26 protein-coding genes are annotated in these 18,992 nt (G+C 41.6%); 1 reads left to right on the plus strand and 25 read right to left on the minus strand.

Translation table 11 applies throughout. From position 1 onward, the window contains the following. Positions 1 to 19 precede the first annotated feature (19 nt). From WKH56_RS33135 to WKH56_RS33255, 25 genes are all read right to left on the minus strand, one after another. Positions 20 to 268 carry a hypothetical protein gene (locus tag WKH56_RS33135; protein WP_342837631.1) on the minus strand — a complete coding sequence of 83 codons (249 nt, stop codon included), beginning with the start codon at positions 266 to 268 and terminating at the stop codon, positions 20 to 22. A 65-nt stretch (positions 269 to 333) separates the two neighbouring features. Then, complete coding sequence (locus WKH56_RS33140; RefSeq protein ID WP_342837633.1) at positions 334 to 873, minus strand: hypothetical protein; 540 nt, start codon at positions 871 to 873, stop codon at positions 334 to 336. A gap of 20 nt (positions 874 to 893) precedes the next feature. After that, on the minus strand, positions 894 to 1,523 hold the full coding sequence (locus tag WKH56_RS33145; protein WP_342837635.1) for a poly-gamma-glutamate hydrolase family protein: 630 nt from the start codon (positions 1,521 to 1,523) through the stop codon (positions 894 to 896). 318 nt (positions 1,524 to 1,841) lie between these two features. Then, entirely contained in the window at positions 1,842 to 2,669 is an 828-nt protein-coding gene (locus WKH56_RS33150; protein ID WP_342837637.1) for a hypothetical protein, read from the minus strand. Next, positions 2,669 to 2,935, minus strand: a complete 267-nt coding sequence (locus WKH56_RS33155; RefSeq protein ID WP_342837639.1) for a hypothetical protein — start codon at positions 2,933 to 2,935, stop codon at positions 2,669 to 2,671. Before WKH56_RS33155 ends, WKH56_RS33150 begins: the two co-directional genes overlap by 1 nt. Positions 2,936 to 2,952: 17 nt before the next feature. Continuing rightward, on the minus strand, positions 2,953 to 3,315 hold the full coding sequence (locus tag WKH56_RS33160) for a hypothetical protein (protein WP_342837641.1): 363 nt from the start codon (positions 3,313 to 3,315) through the stop codon (positions 2,953 to 2,955). A gap of 414 nt (positions 3,316 to 3,729) precedes the next feature. Next, positions 3,730 to 4,170 (minus strand): hypothetical protein, encoded by a 441-nt coding sequence (locus tag WKH56_RS33165; protein WP_342837643.1) that lies wholly within the window; start codon positions 4,168 to 4,170, stop codon positions 3,730 to 3,732. A 4-nt stretch (positions 4,171 to 4,174) separates the two neighbouring features. Further along, positions 4,175 to 4,531 carry a hypothetical protein gene (locus WKH56_RS33170; RefSeq protein ID WP_342837644.1) on the minus strand — a complete coding sequence of 119 codons (357 nt, stop codon included), beginning with the start codon at positions 4,529 to 4,531 and terminating at the stop codon, positions 4,175 to 4,177. Further along, a complete protein-coding gene (locus WKH56_RS33175) occupies positions 4,528 to 4,932 on the minus strand; it encodes a head-tail connector protein (RefSeq protein ID WP_342837645.1) in 405 nt (134 codons plus the stop codon). The genes WKH56_RS33170 and WKH56_RS33175 overlap by 4 nt, the downstream gene beginning before the upstream one ends. Before the next feature lie 4 nt (positions 4,933 to 4,936). Continuing rightward, positions 4,937 to 5,185, minus strand: a complete 249-nt coding sequence (locus WKH56_RS33180) for a hypothetical protein (RefSeq protein WP_342837646.1) — start codon at positions 5,183 to 5,185, stop codon at positions 4,937 to 4,939. Positions 5,186 to 5,278: 93 nt separating this feature from the next. Continuing rightward, entirely contained in the window at positions 5,279 to 6,352 is a 1,074-nt protein-coding gene (locus WKH56_RS33185) for a phage major capsid protein (protein WP_342837647.1), read from the minus strand. 24 nt (positions 6,353 to 6,376) lie between these two features. Beyond that, entirely contained in the window at positions 6,377 to 6,766 is a 390-nt protein-coding gene (locus WKH56_RS33190; protein ID WP_342837648.1) for a hypothetical protein, read from the minus strand. Then, entirely contained in the window at positions 6,766 to 8,106 is a 1,341-nt protein-coding gene (locus WKH56_RS33195) for a hypothetical protein (protein WP_342837650.1), read from the minus strand. The genes WKH56_RS33190 and WKH56_RS33195 overlap by 1 nt, the downstream gene beginning before the upstream one ends. A 107-nt stretch (positions 8,107 to 8,213) precedes the next feature. Continuing rightward, positions 8,214 to 8,408 carry a hypothetical protein gene (locus tag WKH56_RS33200; protein ID WP_342837651.1) on the minus strand — a complete coding sequence of 65 codons (195 nt, stop codon included), beginning with the start codon at positions 8,406 to 8,408 and terminating at the stop codon, positions 8,214 to 8,216. A gap of 14 nt (positions 8,409 to 8,422) precedes the next feature. Beyond that, the gene (locus tag WKH56_RS33205) at positions 8,423 to 9,133 is read right to left on the minus strand and encodes a phage minor head protein (RefSeq protein ID WP_342837653.1); all 711 of its coding nucleotides are present in this window, start codon (positions 9,131 to 9,133) and stop codon (positions 8,423 to 8,425) included. Between the two features lie 149 nt (positions 9,134 to 9,282). Further along, positions 9,283 to 10,293 (minus strand): hypothetical protein, encoded by a 1,011-nt coding sequence (locus WKH56_RS33210; RefSeq protein ID WP_342837655.1) that lies wholly within the window; start codon positions 10,291 to 10,293, stop codon positions 9,283 to 9,285. Positions 10,294 to 10,745: 452 nt separating this feature from the next. Continuing rightward, positions 10,746 to 10,928 carry a hypothetical protein gene (locus tag WKH56_RS33215; protein ID WP_342837657.1) on the minus strand — a complete coding sequence of 61 codons (183 nt, stop codon included), beginning with the start codon at positions 10,926 to 10,928 and terminating at the stop codon, positions 10,746 to 10,748. A 3-nt stretch (positions 10,929 to 10,931) separates the two neighbouring features. Beyond that, positions 10,932 to 12,140, minus strand: a complete 1,209-nt coding sequence (terL, locus tag WKH56_RS33220) for a phage terminase large subunit (RefSeq protein WP_342837659.1) — start codon at positions 12,138 to 12,140, stop codon at positions 10,932 to 10,934. A gap of 48 nt (positions 12,141 to 12,188) precedes the next feature. Next, positions 12,189 to 12,704: a helix-turn-helix transcriptional regulator gene (locus WKH56_RS33225; RefSeq protein ID WP_342837660.1), complete on the minus strand. Its 516-nt coding sequence runs from the start codon at positions 12,702 to 12,704 to the stop codon at positions 12,189 to 12,191. After that, on the minus strand, positions 12,676 to 13,917 hold the full coding sequence (locus WKH56_RS33230) for a site-specific DNA-methyltransferase (RefSeq protein WP_342837661.1): 1,242 nt from the start codon (positions 13,915 to 13,917) through the stop codon (positions 12,676 to 12,678). The genes WKH56_RS33225 and WKH56_RS33230 overlap by 29 nt, the downstream gene beginning before the upstream one ends. A 261-nt stretch (positions 13,918 to 14,178) precedes the next feature. Next, positions 14,179 to 14,637 carry a hypothetical protein gene (locus tag WKH56_RS33235; protein WP_342837662.1) on the minus strand — a complete coding sequence of 153 codons (459 nt, stop codon included), beginning with the start codon at positions 14,635 to 14,637 and terminating at the stop codon, positions 14,179 to 14,181. A 21-nt stretch (positions 14,638 to 14,658) separates the two neighbouring features. Then, positions 14,659 to 15,165, minus strand: coding sequence for a Holliday junction resolvase RecU (locus WKH56_RS33240; RefSeq protein WP_342837663.1), 507 nt, complete (start codon positions 15,163 to 15,165; stop codon positions 14,659 to 14,661). 63 nt (positions 15,166 to 15,228) lie between these two features. Then, positions 15,229 to 16,077 carry a recombinase RecT gene (locus WKH56_RS33245; RefSeq protein WP_342837664.1) on the minus strand — a complete coding sequence of 283 codons (849 nt, stop codon included), beginning with the start codon at positions 16,075 to 16,077 and terminating at the stop codon, positions 15,229 to 15,231. 29 nt (positions 16,078 to 16,106) lie between these two features. Next, on the minus strand, positions 16,107 to 17,147 hold the full coding sequence (locus tag WKH56_RS33250) for a YqaJ viral recombinase family nuclease (RefSeq protein WP_342837665.1): 1,041 nt from the start codon (positions 17,145 to 17,147) through the stop codon (positions 16,107 to 16,109). A gap of 95 nt (positions 17,148 to 17,242) precedes the next feature. After that, on the minus strand, positions 17,243 to 17,509 hold the full coding sequence (locus tag WKH56_RS33255; RefSeq protein WP_342837666.1) for a hypothetical protein: 267 nt from the start codon (positions 17,507 to 17,509) through the stop codon (positions 17,243 to 17,245). A gap of 441 nt (positions 17,510 to 17,950) precedes the next feature. Between WKH56_RS33255 and WKH56_RS33260 the strand changes: the two genes are divergently transcribed. Then, a complete protein-coding gene (locus tag WKH56_RS33260) occupies positions 17,951 to 18,415 on the plus strand; it encodes a helix-turn-helix domain-containing protein (protein ID WP_342837667.1) in 465 nt (154 codons plus the stop codon). The last annotated feature ends 577 nt before the right edge of the window (positions 18,416 to 18,992 follow it).

Genomic DNA, 18,992 nt, shown 5'->3' on the forward strand with positions numbered 1-18,992 from the left:
CTTTACCAGGAGAAGATTTTTATTCTTTAACCCACCATTGTCCTTGAACGAAGGTGCTTTCTCTTTCTTTTCTTTCTTCATCTTGCGAAATGGCCTCATCGTATGAAGAAGGCATGATCTTATCAACCGATTTCCCTTTATTAAAGGCAACATCCAGTGTAACTAAAAGACTTTTCACGCCTTCCCATACTCTTTCTTGAGATTGCTCCCATTTCATACGTTGGGCATGCTTGAACTTAGCATTAAGCCAGTCTAAGGTATGCTCCATCACGTATTCTTCGGTATAGCCGAATTGCGCCGAAACAAACTCAATTTGAGAAACTAGTATTTCAATTAGTTCTCGCCAGGTGAGTCCGTTGCCGGCATCGCTGTCGGCATTGAAGCCGATTTTGCTTGTGCCGCTTCCGCTTTGGCCTTCTCTAATTCCTCCGGAGGAAATAGATCGTTGAGGATCTCCTTGAACGTTGGCATCTCTTTGTTGTACAGAGCCTTGTACAGAGTCCGGATTTGCAAAAAAGTTTTTTTGATGTTTGTTTTCTCAATGTATACCAATAAAACGTCTAGCATTTCGTTAATATCAAGAGAAAGCGCCTCTTCATCTTCAAGGTCAAGCAAAATAGAAAAGATGTGAATAAGCTGGTTCTCTTGTAATTCAGCCATAACAAGAGTTAGCTTCTCCACACCTTGTACTGTTTCATCTAGCAATAATTCACGAATATCAGCATAGAGGCGAGCGCCATCTGTACCGATAAACTTTACAACAGAAATGATCTTTGAAAGAGATAACTTGGGTACGGACAACTTAGCTCCGTCTGTTAGAGTTACCTTTCCAATAATTTTTTTATCGTCTAGTCGATTTAGAATTTCTTCCATGTGTATTTATCCCCCAATTTTTAATAAAAAGTTGATTTATGCCGCGCAACCGCGCGTTTCACTGCATTCACGTAATTCCAAAATTCCTGGTTTGTTGTATTTCGGCGTTGAGCACCGGTATTTGTACCAAAAAAAGACGTCCTCTGTAGAGTAGAAATCTCTAATTGAACGCCTTTTCCTCGTCTAGTTACATTTACGATGTTGTCCGGTTCCGCGCCAGCAATGTTACTGCCTTCGGGTTCCTGCTCCCAAGGAATGCCTGCAGCAGTAAATTCCTCACCTACAAACTTTCGTAACTGAGAATCTAGGCCGCCAATTTTGGTGTTTTTCACTGCCGAGTCTCCATAGCCATGATAAGAAACCGCTATATCATGCTTAGGAATAAATCTCCTTGCATTTGGTTCGTCAAAATTGGTCGAAGTGATATGAAGCACCCCGTTCCCGGATGATAGTTTAGCTTCAAACATATAATATGAATCATCTAAATCAGCCGAAAACTCTGCCAGCTCTGAGCACCCGGTTTCAATACCACCGCCATGAGGCGTGAAATATACAATGCCGGATTTACCTTGTTTCATAGATAAAGAGTAATCCGTTCTATAACTTCTCGCCGCCGCTAAAGCCGCAAAGTTTGGATAAGTATCTGCCATTTATATCCCCCCTAATTCAAAGCAACCGATGAGGTAACATTATCTGTTGCCGCGCCGGTTACGCTATATCGGAGAAATTTGTTCGTGCTATCTAAAGGCAAGTTATAAACCGCCGTAATACCAGCACTTACAGCCATCGTTCCATGATCCGTAAAGTTTTGACCATCAGGTGAAACATCTACGTCAAGCGTTCCGCTGGCTGATGAATTAATATATACAGTGGCTTCATTAAAGCCTTTGCCATCAACCGCAGGCGAATAAAATTGACCAGCGCCGGCATCATAAACCAGCGCTACGTCAAAGTATTCTCCTGCTCTCTTAGGGAGTGGCAGTCAGCTGTTCTACTTCAAAATAAACGTTCTCTTCAGTAGGAACGCCATCTACAGGATAGGCATTAAGCGACAACGGGATCGTTCTTTTCCCCTTTTCATACGTCTGCTCTTTGTCATCGCCAGTAACCTTACATTTACGGAATACGGCCATGTATAAAGAGCCATCTTTCTTTTGGCTAATTAGAGCATAAGTGTACTCAGGAATATTCTGAACCGTACCGAATCCGATGCGGCGACTTCCTAATTTAGTAACAGGGCGTACACTAGCAGCAGTCGTATAAGCCTTTGATAAAGCCTTCTCTAGATAAACTGTATTGCCCGTTACACGATTTACTTGTCGCATTTCTACGTTTGCACCTTCAGATACCTGGACGAAGGTTCCAGGTGTAATTCCTGTTGCTGTAGTCACAGAAATAATAGATGCATTTACTGCAGAAGCCGCCGTTAATGTTGTTGCCGTTCCTAAAGTCGGAGGCGTTTCAATAATCGTTCCACCAATCAATGAAAGCTGGCGGTTTTCCACTGTATTTTCAGCCAATTGCGTTTCTAGTGAATGATTCCATCCAGTAATTGAACTATCAATTGCACCTACATATTGATCTACTTCGAAATCGTCTGAATCAAAGCCACGAGATGTAGAAATGCCATCAACTGTAGCTCCAAGATCGCGCCATCCTGTTTTTAAATTAAACGGAGAAGCTAAATCCATTACTTCATCAATACTTGCAGGGAAAGTACCATCATAAGGTTTGCAAACCAAACGGCCAGCCCCACCAACGATATTTCCACTATTAACTTTATAGATATCAGCCATTATTCATTTACCTCCTTAAATTCCCATCGAGTATATGATAATAAGCGCTCTGCTTCGGCCTTTGTTACATCGCCGCTATTGCCACCCACTGTTAATGTTTGGCCAGGAACAATGTCGATAGGCGCTTTACTTTCAGCATCGCGTACAAAACGCAAAATACTTGAACCGCTATTATTATCAACTGGACCAACAACCTGAATCTTAGAAGGAGTTGAACTAGTTGAACTTGTTGCAGACTTTTTCGTCTCGTTTTTTTCTTCTGCCATTTTAATAACCTCCTAGTCTATGCTTCCATGTGCTCCATTCGCATAAAGCACCAGGCTTCCGGCTTTCCAGTGTCCACATCCGGCGTTGCGATCGGGTTTGCTTCCCTTTCTAGCCACAGAATTCTCAACCCTTGAATATCGGCAGCATTACGTTCCAAAGCGTTCATGGCTTTAATAACGTTTTGCATGGCCGCTATGTCATCGTTTGCCCTTGCTACTAGTTGAATTCGCGTATAATCAGTGCCGCCAGTAGTACGCACAAGCACCCCCGGAAGGATGGTGTTTATATTAGTCGGCCATGTATTACCGTAAACTTTCACATCTAGTAGCGAAGCAAGTAATTTTCGAACTGGAGGAATGACGTCAACGTAATCAATCATCTATACTCCCCCACCTCATAAAAGCTTTCTTTTGTTTTGGTAGTTAAACACTTCTCGCAAAAGAAGCGATCCACCACCTTCCACTTGTAGGCCATGCCCTCTGTAATACGAAACTTGCATGTATCAATGTGCTTATATCGATGCATACAAGGTGCTTTATAGTACGGCCTGGCCGATTGTGGTGGAGGTGCTCCTGGTCTATTTGTAAGGTTTGGCCGCTCCATCTTTACCTCCTACAAGTTGAACTTAAAATTTAAGGTGAACTAGAGTTGAACTACCCTATGTTACCCCTATCAGTTGTCGCATTTCCGCTCACTAAAGAAATGCCTGAAAAGGCTAAAAGTAGGTTAACAGTTTTATTTCAAGTTCAACTTAAATTTTCCATTTTAACATTAAGTTTAACTTTAGTTGAACTTATAAAAGGCCGAGTGCTTTTTTCACTTGGTAATCAGAAACTTGCTCCATTCTTGGCTTGGCTTTATCCAGGCCGCGATTCATTAAAGCAAATCTTTTCTCCAAGTCATCCGCATAAGAAACGGCCGAACCAATACGTAAAGTAGTTGTATCAGGACTTTCCTCTAATTCATGAATAACGTCTGCCTGGGTTGCTTGGCGGCTTCCCTGGCCGCTTTTATTTGTATCAGGAAAGTTTGTGACATAACCAATTGAATTTATATACAAAGAAGTATCGATATGGTTCTCCACCTGGGTAAGTTCCTTGGTTTCATCGGCCCATACAACACCGGCGGCCTCCACCGCCTTACTCCTTGCTTTCTTGAGCTTTTTAGGATCAGCCCATTCGTATAAATCCTGGCTAATATCGATGTTGAACTTAAGATTATCCTTCCTGGCCATACGCTCACTCCCTTTGCAAAGCAATTTCATAGTGATGTAGGTTTTGACCTTTGTAGAAAGGGTTTATATTCTCAATAGAAAAAGAACCCTCTAATACCGGGTTCCCTTGTAAATCCTTTATTTCAAGCACTTTTGTATCTAGGAATATAGGAATTGAGGCTCCTAAAATCAAAGTGTTGTTTAATATAAAATCATCGCCAGTAGCCCCGGAAACTACACGCTCCCGAACCTGGTCAACTCGGCATGGTACATTGATCGTTTCCACCGTTGAAGGTATAGGCCGACCATAATCGTCCTCGCCGGTTGCTTCCCCAGTGGTTAAAAGGCTACATCGATGAACAAGAAGCGTTTTAAACCTCATATACGGCCCCTCCTAGTTGTGCGGAAAAGAAAGGCAGCAGGGTTATATTTGAGGGAATCTAAAATCATATCTAACTCCAAATTCCCCGTTCTACCTCGCGAGTCGGCCCTCATTTTGTCATACGTATAAGAGCCGATTTTCACTGTATCATCCCTAGAAATGGCTTGTTCTTTTGGTTCCTCTTGATCCCAATACCATATATATTCCACCAGCATGATTGTGGCGAGGCGCAAATCTTCCTGTATATATTCATCGATCGTATCCATTAAGTCGTAACGGCCTGTAGTACGGCGAATCCATCCATCCGCTCGATCTATATAGCGCTGTACTTCCTCATCGGAAAGCCCTGCTATCTCTTCAAAAGTAGTAAGGGCCTTTGCATCCTCAATGGTAAGGAACATAGGTTTATGCCTCTACAATAAACCCTGCACGAATACGAGCGATTAATTGATCGGATGGGTATTCCGGTAATTCTTTCTCTTGGTCGCCAGCAAGCGTAAACTCCGCTTCTTGGTAAGACTTTTTAGGATCAGCTAATTTAAATTTTTTACCGGACGACTTGTTTTCAGCCGCCGCTTTTTGAACATCAAGAGCATCCTTTTCGGTTTCAGAAAGCTCAACGTTTTGTTCTTCAGTTTGAGACTTTTTCGCCATTAGAAAAACCTCCTATACGGCCGTTTCTAGCATTTAGGCATGGCAAATAAGCCGCCCAAATACTAGCCGACCTGAATATTTTATTTAGTTATATTAACCGCGAGCTTGGTCAAGTGTAACGATGATACGCGCTTCAGGAATAAACGGAACGAATTCACTGATTTCTGTACCATAGCTTCCCTCAACTTGCGTTTTAACATTTCGATCGCTTTCAACACTAAAAGGTTTCCCTTGGTAACGAACAAGCGCCGCATTGGTATTTACAAGAATAATGCGATTATCCGGTAATTGATCAGAAATAAATGGCTTGCTGTTTAGAACGTCTGCAAACTCGTTATTTTGAAGCTCATCGCGATATAAATAAGAATTTCCATCACGTAAAGATGTAATTTTATATGCTGTTTCTAAGTTCATAATAGCGCGGTTCGGACGTTGACCGAAAGTATCCTGTTGATATGCCGCCGCGTAGAAGATATCAGCTAATCCCCAATCAGAAGCATTAGAAACTCCAACAGTAGGAGCCGCATCGCTACCATCTGAAAAATAGCCATTTAAAAGACGATTTACAGCAACGGATTCATATTGGCGGCCTAATTGACGTCCAAGTTCGCGGAGCCATAATTGTACTAGACTAATAGGCGCTCTTTTACTTTCATCGCTGAATTCAATGCCTCGCCCTCTTTTATGCATCTTAATGGACTGCTCGCCCACGCCAATAGTGCCGACCGGAATTGGAGCACCTTGACCGATATCACGAAGGCCAAACATTTCTTCTTTTTCTTCCGGTGTAGCACCAGAGTCTAGGAAATACCATAAATAGCTGAATTGATCTGTTTGGATCGTTTCTGCTACTAACTGCTGCCAGTTTGATTCGCGCTCCCAACCCATGCGTAAACCATCTTCAATAACCGAGTTGAATAATGGCTTAGTTCCGTCATTGGTTAATAATTCTCTTACTTGAACGCGATTGATGTCCTCAATCCCTAGAGCGCTAATAACATCCTTACGAGACAATCCTTGCTCTTTTAAGTAATGGCGATAATGATAAGACGAAGCATGCTTTGCTGGCTCAGTTCCGTATTTTTCGGAAAGAGCACGTTGCAAGTCCGTCCCTTGTGGTAATTGAATAATTTTTCCTGATCTATTTTTAACTTTTAAAGCTCCCATTTTATCAACCTCCTTTTATTTTGTTTATGGGAATGCAACTTCGCAGAAGCCGCCAGCTGCGTCAACATAAAGTACGCGAGTGCCGTTTCCTTCAGCCGCCGCTTGTACTCCACCGTTTCCATCGGCCGCTACAGAAGCACCGATTGTTGGCGCAGTTCCTGAAAATTTAACTTTACTTACACGAGAAAAACCAAAGGCATGAACGCCAAGTGGTGTGTAAGGATCGCTAACTGGATGTTTAGCAATTAATTGAACTGCCGCACCAGCCGCCGCCGGGCCTGCGCTATATGCCGCCTCGGTTGTAAAAACTAATGTATCACCTGTATTTACAGGGTTTTCAGTGCTTGCTGTTGGCACTAAAACTGTAAGGGATAACCCATAATCATCCGGTAAATGTCCTCCTACGCGTGGCATTATTCTTCGCCTCCTTGATCAAATAAATTGTCATCATCTACTGATGAAAAACGATTGTTTTGGTTATCATCCTGGTTGTTATCATCTTCACCAGGGATTGGTTGTGGCTCAGTTTGGCGTCCTGGCTTGAAACGCTCTTTCGCCATGCGCTCGTAAGCATTGATTTCTTCTTTGATGTGATCGATCTCGCCGCTTTTCGCAAGCATTGAACGATAAGATTCAGCATTGAATGTATCACCAAAAGCGCGAACGCGAGAAGCTACAGCTTGATCGATTGTATCCGCTAAGTAACGGCGACCTTGCTCTGCTTCATGCTTTAATTGGCGAATTGCTTCAGGTTTGCATAAATCCTTACCAAGAACGTTACGGATTTCGATATCTTCAGGTTGACGGAAAGCATCGCCTTCCTCTGCTAAGACATCATAAATCGCCGCCTTTTCGATTTTGTTTTCGCGTACCGCATGACGGATATCCGCGATTAAGTTGTTACGTGAAAAATAAGTTCGGTTGTTTTCTTCACCCATTTTGTTATCCTCCTCCTGCCTTTTATTCGGCACTGTGATTGTTGTTGAACCATCCGCAACAATTCCTCCTCCAGCAGAGAAGTTATTTTGCGGCATATAAAAAGAACCCTTACCATCATCCAGTCGGATTGAATAAGCGTTCTCTAGTCGTAGCACTTCTCGATTATCTAATTGTTTTTGTTGGGCATAGCTTCTTGCCTTATCAATAAACGCACCAGGCGTGGCCCCTTTGTATACACTAGAAACCTCACGCAATCGGCCATTTACGATAACTGCCGATACCATGCGTCCATTTTCGTCCTCTAATCCTGGGAAGTGAGAACAGCCATGATCAAATAAATCTTTACCACAGCTTGAACAGCGATAGTACATATCATCGCCGCCGAAACCAACGCTTAAATCGCGTAAAATTCCTGCTTTCATAGCTCTGATCGTATCGTCTGTATTTTCGCCGTTAATATTCAGGTTGCGTAGGATATACCAAAATCCTCGCACTGAATTTTCTTCATGCGAAGTTAAAAATTGAGCATCGTATGAGCGTCCGTAAGGATTCTTGCTAATATCATGGCCAGCTTGTAAGCTAACACCATTTTTTAAATCCTCCACGTAATTTCTAAGCGTGGTAAACGGGTCCATACGCGTCATATAAGCGTCAATTCGGTCGTTACTGCAGATGCCGGAAAACGTAAAAACTTGCGATGCATCTGCAACCGGCTCTAATGTATGCCGATTAATTAATTCTAAGGTTCGCTCCAACTCGTTCTCTTGGATTGGTTGAGCAGTAACCCTTACAGGCATTTGAACTAAAGCGCTCAATTATTTCACCTCCCTTCAAGTATTAAAATAGGCTTGTTAAAAGCAAATAAATTAAGACAATTCCTAAAAAGAAACCCACAAAGTACATCATAGGAACCGGCCTCCCTTCAGCCGCAATACCAAACATGCAGCACTTTTTGATCGATAGGATATTCTCGTATGTTTTTAATACGAATAGCTTCTATATCGTTCTCCATGTGATACTGCATTAATAAAGGCTTTACGCCCTTTTTGCTTGGTAGATTTAACATGGCCCTTACCAATTCACCCCTCAACTCATACGTCACTAATAACCGCTTCATTGCAAGATATCTCCTCAATTCGTTTCTTCAAAATCCTCGCCCTCTAGAATTCTCTTGTACCAACAACGGCAGTTAATAGTGTTATCGGCTGAGGCTTGTGAGGAATCGCCAGGGAATTGCAATGGCTCAGGATTTCCTTTTGCATTCTTTACGTAGAAAGGTTTATCAAAAGCCACTTTTTGACCATTCGCTTCTCTATGTCCTGGGCGAGTTCTTTCCTGTTGAGCCGAGCGCCATTCCTTACCAATGACAATGCCTGATTGTTGATCGCCATGATATTGGCCCGATCGACTAGCACTTACAATTTCCGTCCTAGCTATGCGCTCTGCCCGGCCTTCACTAAATCCAAAATCAGTCTGCAAATATTGAACTGCTGCAGGGATACTATAGTCCTCATAAACGGCGTTCCATAAAGAATTGATAACATATTCGTCAGTAACTCCTTGTATAAGTTGAGCCTCCCTGAAGCTACGATTTTGCAACCAGCGAAGCATCAATGAATCTCTAGGGTTAAATTGAATATCTACATCGAGTGAAGCTAATGAACGAGAACCAGCTAGAATCATAGCTTCTTCCATATATCCGTATATTTCTTTGTTCCAGGAAGAAATTTGCTCATATGAATCAGATAAAATATTTGTTAATACCCAATACCTAAAAGCATCTGAAGGATCAGGAACATCCTCGCGTTTTACGCTTTTTAAAGATCGGATATCTACTAGCACCCTGGATGGTGGAGCCGGCGCTTTCTTTAAACGTTTTATATATTCAGCCTTTTGATTCTTTAAGAACCGCGAATAAGCTCGTCTTGCCTTTTGTGCAATATCAGCAATTTCAGACGACCATTCCTCGTTTATGCCGTTTATATAATCATCTAGTGATTCGGATCGGCTAAAATTTTGTTTTTTTTTACGCCTCCAACCACGCGAAGGGTACGATCGGTTTGATCGTTTGGATCTCCTTCTTCCGGCTGAACGCTTGTTGCTACAGGGTTTATAGGAATCGGATCGTTAACTGCTGGATGGCCCACCATTTCTGTTGCGGCCTCATCGTTTTCAATCCACCCCTGGTTAACCTGGGCAATTTTCGTTTGCGTTTCAATGTTTTCTGCTTCAGCATCCGTTTTACGATCGCTCGTTTGGAGCTTATCAAACGTAATGTATGCACTACCTTGCAATCCATTAACTTGCAACACGACATTGTATGCACGTTCTAAGAGTCGTTTTACGCCCCTCTGAAGGCTTTCAATCCCTCGCACATATATTTGCCATTGAATGGAACCATGCGTCTCTGTGGCTGTCTCATTGCGTCCTAGAAGAATAGGCAATTGCTTTAATGCCGTAACGACTTGTTGATTAATAATACCGATTAACTTTTCAGCATTTAACATTTGGCCGCTACTTGTGCCACCAGCTAAATCAACCTTTATGCTGTCGGTATGGAAAAAGTCGCTGTCCGGCTCCAAATTGGCCATTTGCTCTTCTACATCAGCAATATAGCTTGAAACAAACTCTCGAACTGCATCCGGCCCTTGGTTTTTAACATAATCTGGCATGTTTTCAATTATGGCCTCTTCAACTATTGAAATATCAAAACGTGGATGCCCCTGGTGATGCACTACCTTTTGCAAATCCTTTAAAACTTGCACTTGGAAAAAGATAATTTGCAAGATAGATAAACTTGGAGATCGTCCATAAGGGTCATCAATATCCGGATCTTGTCCGTAGTAAAAGACTGTTTCCGGGTTTAGTACCTTATAGGTTCCATCTTCTTGCCTCTGCACCAGCTCTAGCTCGTTCGTTTCGCGGTTTCTTCTAAAATCGACTCGACTAGGATCAACCGCATGAAAGTCCACAACATCATCTGAACCTTCCGATATTTCCACCTCAAGGGCAATTGCTCCCTGGGTGTATAAAGTAAGCAAGAGGACATTGATCAGCTGATCTACTCCACCGCCATACAATTTCCCCATACGCTTTGCATAGTCGTTTAATAGATCGGTGGCTTTTTTATCGACTGTGCCGCTTGGCTTCAATACCTCAACATCATGTCGAGAGTTACCGAGTCGGAGCAGGTTCCATACGGCCATCGATGCATCCGGATTAATATCGCGTATGATTTTTAAGGTATCCAGCAATTCTTTAGAACGCAACTCATCGCGCATAATAACGCCGCTATCGTACCAAAGAAACTGTTCTTCCCATTTGGATCTCGTTTGCCGGCCACCAACGTTGCCAATAGTGGCTTTTGCTGATGCTCGCACAATGTCTCGTACATCCTTGTCTATTCTCTTTTTGCTAAAAGAAAGCCAATCCCAAAAAGCCATGTTCTCACCTCCTACATACGATATTTGAAGGGATTTTCAAGGCGGCATTTTATTTTGAATCCATCAAACCACAAACAAAAAATACGAGCACATCCGCTCCCTTGATCGTAATGTTTGTGAATGCAAATAATAGGGCGGCCGCCCTTTAAATCCCACTGATCTTTTCGGTGTATATAAAAGCTCTTTACATCCATGCTTTACCTCCGCTTAACACCGCCAATTGTAGGTTTGACAGCATGTTTCATATCCTTCATTTCGTTCAATATAGATAAGCTGGCAGCACTAACATCGGTCTGATCTTTATATTGGCCAGCAGGGAAACCTACGATTTCATCCAGGAAATCATTCACCCAAGTACCCTCAACAACAAATACGTTTCCTGCTTCGGCCGCAGATGCTAAAGGTCTAGCACGTTCTTCTTTTGGGCCAGTTGGTCGATCACCATAAAAAGCAAAGCCGTTTAAAACTTTGCGCCTGTAGTGATCAATCGTATTTACCCCGGAAGAACCAGGCTCTTGCTCCATCCATACAGGAACACCAACGCCATCTAGTTCGGCCGTTTGCCTGATCAATTGCTCAACCGCTAAAGGCGATAATTGAACGCGCCTCATATCCATAATGAAATACTGGCCATCTTTCATGCCCATCTTTACACCAGCCGTATAAGCTGTGGTATCAGTGGCTTTCTTTTTATCCGTTGCGGCCAAGTCCCAATATCGCACCATTTTCACATCGGCAGGAGCTTCTTTTACGATTTTGAACCAATGGCGTTTAAACATTTCTCCATCCGGTACAGCATCCCAATCCCCATGCCTTAATTGCTGGATTTCGTATTGTGACATTTCCGCTAAAGATTGTTCATAATCCTCTGTATCTAAGTAAGGGTTATCCTCTAGCTTAGAAGGAATGAATTCTCTGCCTTTTTTCTGCCCTTCGATTAGTATCCTTTGTCGCACCCATGCATGGCCCCGGCCGCCTGGGTTACTAGCAGAATAACAACGCAAAGGAACGTTTGAACCTTTTAATCGGCGCAAACGTGAAAACAGGTATCTATATTGGCTTTCCTCAAATTGAGTAAGCTCATCAAAGGCTACGAATTGAAACTCCGCACCCTGGTAATTGTATTTATCATTTTCATGCTGTAAGTACGCGAAGGTTAAAGTGGCCCCGGAAGGAAACGTCCAGGTTTTATCCTTCTCGCTCCAATGAGCATCCGTATCATCCAACCATTCATGCGCCCTGTCCATTAAGGCTCCTGGCATGGCTAAATCCTTATAAGTACGGCGAAACATAATGGCAGCATAACCAGGCTCGTGTATATATTGCAAAGCCGCCATTAATAAAGCATCCGACTTACCTAACCACCGCCTGCGGCTCCACCGAACAATGCTTCCCTGGCATCGCATAGCAACAGCTTTAATTGCTTAACCGTTGGCTTATGCGGAATGTACGGATTAGTGAGAACCCTCTTGATCGTCAGGTAAACTTGAAGTTCTTCTTGCTCGTCTTTCGTTAAGGACTTCGCTGATGACTTCATCGTACTCATCGAAGGTGTGCTTGACTTCTTGTTTGATGTTGACATTGTGGTTTTGCTCATGGCGGTCGATCACCTCCCCGGAATGATTAAGGTCTGCTTTAAATTTATCTGTTTTACCCCATCGTTGAGGAAACTTGCGCTCTAGGAACGTCATGGCCGCTACCCATAACTTAGGATCATCTTTCGCTTTTTCAGCCGCTTTCTGAATGATGCCCACGTTTCTGATTTCGGCATATGACTCAGCCCTTTTTATTGACTCCCAAAACTCCCTTTTAATGCCTGATTTCGCCGCTTCTCCTTCTTTCATCCAGCGATACCAAGTTGTCTCTCCAATACCTAAATATTGGCACACCGTTTCGTTATAATTACCGGCTTTTACTAGGTCAACCGCTTCTTTGATGAGTTCAGGCGTTAACTTCAGCTTCCTGGCCACTCTCTTTCACCGCCTTTTCTCCAGTGTAAGTTTCCCAACGCTTAACAATTACATCTGCATATTTAGGATCTAACTCCATTCCATAGCAAACGCGATCTAATTGTTGGCAAGCCATCATAGTAGAACCGGAACCGGAAAACGTATCAATAATTAAATCCCCTGGACGCGTTGAGTTTTCTAGAGCTTTACCTACTAGTTCAATAGGTTTCATCGTTGGATGCTCAGTGTTTCGTTTTGGTCTAGGAATATCCCAAACAGTGGATTGTTTACGATCGCCCCACCATTTATGAGCACTTCCTGGCTTCCATCCGTATAAAATAGGCTCGTGCTTCCAGTGATAATCTTGTCGGCCCATAACAAAAACATCTTTTACCCATATGATGCATTGCTTCATGAGCCAGCCAGCGTTTTGCATAGCAGATCGGAAGTTTACACCTTCTGAATCAGCATGGCAGATATAGATCGGGCCGCCTTCTTTTGTGAAGTTAAAAATGTTTGAGTAGAAATCAAATAAAAACTGATAAAAATCATCGTTGCTCATTTCATCGTTTTGAATACGCAGGGCTTCTTTTGTTTTCCCTTCGTAAGCTACGTTGTATGGTGGATCAGTAAAAACCATATCCGCTAATCGGCCATCCATTAATTTAGCAAGATGGTCCGGGTTTGTAGCATCTCCAACGATTAAACGATGATGGCCCAATGTCCAAACATCCCCTGGCTTACTAATAGGCTCCTCGATATCTTCCAAGGCCGCCTCTTCGTCAAAACCATCGTCAGCCGCTTCGCCTGGATCAATATCGTTTGTGTAAGTAAGTAGCTCTTCTATTTCTGGCATTTCAAAACCGGTTAATTCAAGTGGAAACTCGCCTGTGTCTAATTCCTCAAGCAAATCCTTTAATACCGGTAAATCCCACTCGGTTTCTTCTTGTAGTTTGTTATCAGCGATTAAGTAGGCATCAGCTTTTGTGCCTTCTAAATCCAAAATTAAAGCCGGTACATGATCGAGTTGTTGGCTTTTTGAAGCCTTAATACGAGCATGGCCGGCGAGTAAAATACCGTCTTTAGATATTAGAACAGGGTTTACAAATCCGAATTCTTGAATGCTGCGTTGAAGTTTCTCGATCGCAGAGTCCGGATGAACACGCGGATTGTTTGGATGAGGTTTTATATCCGCTATGGGGTACTCTTTTACAAATTCGTTAATTCCACTCATGAAATCCCTCCTGAAAAAAATGTATAAAAAAAGCATGCAAATTGGATGCACTCCCCTTGGTAAAAGGAGGTTGCTTACAATTTGCATGCTATTTGGTTAGGTTAAACGGCCAGCCTCAGAAGAGACTGGCGACTAGAGAATGTGCTAAAAAGCACGAGCGCAATCCATATGGGGGTACGGATTGCACACTACCATATTAACACGTCTAAAGCCGATAAACATCACCCTTTTTGTGAACCTATTTATACCCCTTGTTACCCCTTAATTTTCTAGTAAAAGGAGATTGCGAAGAGAAAGCTGTGCTTTTTCCTTAAAACTTTCACGAATGTTGTACATCATTTTTATAGAGCAATCCAGTCCTTCCGCTACGCGATTGTTCTTCAGATTATCAAAATATTTCAGCTCTACGTACAGCTTCTCCTTTTTATTCAGGAGATCCAATGTAGACTCAATGCTATTAATAATAATTTCGTATGCTGCTATTTCTTCCTCGATCGCTTCACTTAGCTCCGCTCGCTTAATTCCAAAGTTTTCAGTGTTGCTATTAAACAAAAACGTTCCGCTGGAGCCTTCTTTACTTAGATCATATGTGGCCGTTGTTTTTGGGTACATATGATTTAATTGTTTCTGCAGGTTTTCAATTCCTAATTTGTAATTCCGATACTTCTCCAGGTGGGCCTCAATCTTTTTAAATTCCTTCGCGCTCAATTTCGTTATCATATATATCCGCTCCTTTAATTTTTAGTTGATATTTAATGCCTGCAGGTAATCTAAAGGTATACCCCGGTCGTTTTTTACTCGTTGGCAGTTGAAATGGAACCATTCAAAAGGGATTGATTTACGGCCACCTTCCAGTGATTCCTCCCACCATTTCTTTAATTGGCTGAATTTAAGCAAGAACACGATTTGACGTTTCTCAAATTCCACTAATAAAAAGCTAATGCTCCCTTGTAGATACCAATCTTTTAATATTTGATACTGCTTCGGCTTAATGTTGTTTAACGGAAAACGAGTCCGCTCATTGGTTGATTTAGCTTCAAAGCAAAGTGCTCGGCCATTGGCTATGCCTACAAAATCAACAAAGCCGCTTGATTCATAGTATCCATATGCATACTGGCGATGATATCCCAGGGTTTTAAATGGTGGCTCCACCTTCTCAATATTGGCCCACCGTTTCATTGCATAATGCCTGTTGCTTAGTACAATCATCTTTTCAAACGCTTTTCCTCGGTTTGCATAACTCTTCATCCAACGCCTCCAAACACAAAAAAAGGACAATGCTGTATATGCACTGTCCTCTTTGTATATATTTTAATTTAGTTGTAAATTCGGTTCTGTTTCAAAAGCCTCGTCCGTAATATCGATACGTTCGCTTTCTTCTGCTTCTTTAAGGTCGTTTTGCAGTTGCGTTGTGAGTAGCCCCCACTTGTTCAACATGCCTTTTACTACCGTTTTTAATGCCATTGCGTCAAAGTTTTCTTTCCATCCGAATCCGTATGCTTGTTTAGAAAACTTTTGTCGGTGGGCCTCAATATCTGCTTTTGACCAATACACCGTTTTTTCAAAGCCATCTAGCAGTTTGAAATACCCCATGTAACCTATTATATCACTTGAAGGTTCGACCGAAAAGTCTAACTCATACTCTTCTGTAAGGTAGTTATAGCCTTTTAGCTGGCCTTTGTAGATAGGAATGGCGTTGATTTTGTGGTACTTTCCTGTCCGTAAAGCGAATTGTATAAATGCTTTATATCCAAGCTGGCATTGGGCGAGCTTTACTTCCCTGGTTGTATCCCCATCTTTTACTTTGGTTTTATAGGCAATCACCCAGGCAAATCCCAGGTTCTTATCTATTGGCAAATCTAGTGTGGCCGCTCTTAGGCAAGCCTTTAGAATACTGCCTCTTGTTGCATCTTGTAGATTGCTATCTTCCCCTTGAAGGCTTATTACCGAACTCATGAATTGCTCGCGTTTTCGTTCGTCCGATAAAAGCTTCGATACCATGTTCTTTACTTCATCCGTTCTCATAAAATCTGCAAAAGTATTTCTAGCCGCTTTCTGTGGAGCTTTGTTTTGGTGCGGAGCTGGAGCGTTAGCCCCAACTTTATCCGCTTGTTGCTGAAGAATATTTGCTGTGTTATTAGTATTAATTGTATTTGACATTTTGATTACCTCCGAGGTTTATAGTTTGCTTATTTATAGTTGAATGTGCGTGAATTTGTTTCGGTCATGAATTCGCTGTGTACTTTTGGATATGCCTTTTTGAAGGCCGCCGCGTCAAATGCTGGCTTTGTATATTCTTTATATAGCTCCGGACGTTCCTCGCGTAGCTTGACCGCATCAAAGGCTTTACGGAAAGACCAATGTATTTTCTTTGTATCGCCTACAATCTGCGCTTTTTGATAATGCCCTAGCATCGCCATGAGTTGTTGCTTGGCTTCGTCCTTTTTCTTTTTCATCTTTTCTTCCTCGCCTTTATAGAACTCGTATGCTTCTGTTAGGCTTTTTGTATCTTTTGGCAAGGCAAGAACATCGTCTTTTGACTTGGCATCCGCTACAGAGTAGATTTCCTGAAGAGCCTGGTTACTTGCTTCTGAACCATCCGGCTCCGGTGGGATACCTTGTAAAATGTGATATTCCCAAAAGTTCCGCTCTATTTTGATTAAGCTCTCTATCAAAGCATCGTTTCTTTTGATAAAAAACTCTCTATACTTGTTACCGCCTATAAATACCGCGAATATTCCCCAATTAAGGCCCAGGCAGTATAGGTAATGGCTCATTTGTATTTGAAACTCTATTGGTATCTCTTGCTCTCCAAATTCCTTAAGCCGGTATTCCGACATATTCTTTATTTCAAGTACGCCCCACCCTTTTTCCGGGCAGTATACAACTCCGTCTACGTTGGCTATTACAAAAGGCGTTTCTATTGAGCGCCACATAAAGTTGCTACGATATACTTTGTACTGTGGGTTTCTTTGCTTAAATACGCTTCGTATTACAGGCTCCATGATGTGGCCCATTTCAGCCTCTTCGCTTGGCGAATCTGTATCTACAGTTATAGATAGTTTTTTATTGAAAACCTTTAGAGCCGAGTTGTATTTCGGATTGCTTACGCCGGCAATGGCCGCCGCTTCAGAGCCGCCAATACCGCCTTTTCTGGTTGAAAGCCAATCCTCGTGCGTAATTTCGCTTACGTTTACAATCTTCTGTGCCGTTTTCGTTTTGAATATCATTTTTTACTCCTCCTATTGTGGGGAGCCAAATATTTATGGTATAATACGCTTTGTTAAAGTCATTTGGCTCCGAGGTCATTTGATTTGCAAATTGTTTAAATTACCTTACGAGACTTGCTTGTGCCGAGCAGGTCTTTTCTACCTTCTTTTACGTAATACGCGATGATGCATTCGTCTAGTTCGTGGATGTAATCCTCATCGTATATCTTGCTTTCTACGTAAGCCTCATCAATGTCTATTTCTAGACCGCAACCGCAGCATGTTTTTAATTCTTCTTGCGGCTCCTCAGAAAACTTAATGTAAAACTCCTTAGAATGTTTTAGCTCAAGTGCTGTTGGTACTGAAAACCGGTCAAGGTTCATGGTTTGATCACCCTTCTATTCTTTTTTTTATTTACCTTTATACCGGTTGTTACCCCCGGTACGTGTGTTATCATACCTCTGTTCTAGGGTGATTACAAGTCATTTTGCAATGTGCAAAAAAACTTTTTTTTAGACGTATTTTTCTACTTATTTTTTCCGGCTTTCCACCGCTTTGTGCCTGTTTTAGAGCTAGAACTTTCATAAGTCGATCACTTTTGGTAGTATGTTTTTGTTGCAAATGGGAATACAATACGATGACAGGATGATGAAACTCTGTTTAAAATTAGGTAATATATACAAGAAGTAGAAACTTTTATCATTAGATACCGTTGTTTATAATGAGCTCTTCATTCTTGGATGCTATTACCTAGAGGAAAACTGAGAAAATAGGCGAAAATATGTTAGATAGTTTTAGAATTAATTTGTATGGGGGAAAAGTGTATGAACCAATTAAAAGACAATCAAAATAGCGATAAGCGTCCACCTAGAAACGAGGGCGAAGAGAATATTCTAGGCAACAGGATTAAGGAATTACGTGATATAAAAGGGTTATCTACTGGAAAAATAGCAAAACTAATAGGTAAAACAAAAGCTTCAGTTGTAGGTTATGAGCAAGGATATAGATTCCCACTATTAAGAGATATTCATTTACTAGCAGAAGTTTTAGATACCTCAGTGGCATACTTAATAGGCGAAACCGATATTCCAGGCAGACCTTTAACATTAGATACTATAAAACCATTATCTGAACTTATAGAAGAGGGCGATTTCCATAGAGCTGGAAAGGCATTAACTCCTGAACAACTAGAAAAACTTATAGCTCATATGAAAGATTTAACTAATACGGATGCCGAAGATCGTGACGATCAGAAGGAAAACGGAGATACTACCGAAGAAAAGGCATAAAAAAAAACGGCATCCACAGCCGTTTTCTTTTTTTGTTCTCAGCATAATAAACGTTTAAATAATAGGCTCAATTCCAATTATTTTTTATTTCAATACATTGGGTTAGACAAGTATAGATGAATAAATTATTCAGTTTTAGATTTAATTTGTTTAGGATTTAATTAAGTTGTGTAAAAAAGAACCTCTTGATAATAAGACACTATATTTCGGTATGGTGGAACTTCTTCTTCGGGTTATATATACTACTTCGCAATGGTTATTAAATTTTATTGTCATATACAAAAAGTCAAGTCAATCTCTGTAAATAAAGATTAGCATATTTTTGGCAATATTAAGTTGTCTAAGGACGAAATGTACAGTGCTTGTTTCTTCAAAATCGGAGATATATCGTGAGGTGTTCGTTCACCGCCTTTTCCATATATTTTTGTCCGAATATTGAATCATTTTGTACTGTAGTTTTATTCTAACAAAGGTTTACTACCGAATGCAACCGAAAACATGTTCTTATTCACATTTTATCCACTTCCTGTGGATGGCTTCTTATTTTTGTTTTTAAGGGTTTAAAATCCACTTCAAG

This window comes from Priestia sp. SB1 (genome assembly GCF_038898415.1).